1 protein-coding gene is annotated in these 966 nt (G+C 60.1%); it reads right to left on the reverse strand.

The window, feature by feature from the left end; all coding sequences use genetic code 11:
• On the reverse strand, positions 1-966 hold a 966-nt coding region (locus F3J44_RS29385), incomplete at both ends, for an immunoglobulin-like domain-containing protein (RefSeq protein WP_205300270.1).

The following is a 966-nucleotide window of genomic DNA, read 5'->3' on the forward strand; positions in this document are numbered from 1 at the left end:
TGACGGTCGAAGTGTCGATGGTATCGGTCACGGCAGTGACTGCAGGAGTCGAGCTAACATTCAGTTGCTCGAAGTCGCCGCCGGTGGTGCCGGTCACAGTCACGCTGACATTACCGGCGTCGACGTACACGGTGTTAGCCGGTGCCGGAACGGTAATGCTGCCTTCGGTCTGGCCCTTGGCGATGGTGATGGTTTCACCATTGCTCAGGGTCACCTTCATTTCGGTGCCAGCCGGGTTGGTCAGGGTAGCGGTGTAGACGATCTGGCCGCCTTCCTGGACGGTGCCAGTAGCGGTCAGGCTCAGCCCGGTGTTGTCGAGGTTCGACGGATCGTCGTTCACCACGGTGCTTGGAGTACCAGCGGTTTCCAGCTTCTCGTAGTTACCGCCAGTCACACCGGTGATGCTGTTGGTCAGCGGTACGTTGGTGTTGTAAACGTTGTTCGGTGCAACGAAGTTGACCGAACCGGAGCTGTCGCCCACGGCGATGGTGATGGTCTGACCGTTAGCCAGCGAAACCACCAGCGGAGCGCCAGTTACTGGAGCAGTGACGGTCGCGGTGTAAACCACGGTGCCGCCTTCGGTAACCGAAGGGGTAGCGGTCAAGGTGACGGTCGAAGTATCGATGGTATCGGTCACCGAAGTGACGGCGGCATTCGAGCTGACGCTCAGTTGCTCGAAATCGCCACCGGTGGTGCCGGCGATGGTTACTTTCACTTCACCAGCATCGACATACACGGTGTTAGCCGGAGCCGGAACGGTAATGCTGCCTTCGGTCTGGCCCTTGGCGATGGTGATGGTCTCACCATTGCTGAGGGTCACCTTCATTTCGGTGCCAGCCGGGTTGGTCAGGGTAGCGGTGTAGACGATCTGGCCGCCTTCCTGGACGGTGCCGGTGGCACTCAGGCTCAGGCCAGTGTTGTCCAGGCGAGCCGGGTCGTCAGTGACGGTAGTGACTGGGTTACCGA

The organism is Pantoea sp. Tr-811 (assembly GCF_011752535.1).
Taxonomy (GTDB): domain Bacteria; phylum Pseudomonadota; class Gammaproteobacteria; order Pseudomonadales; family Pseudomonadaceae; genus Aquipseudomonas.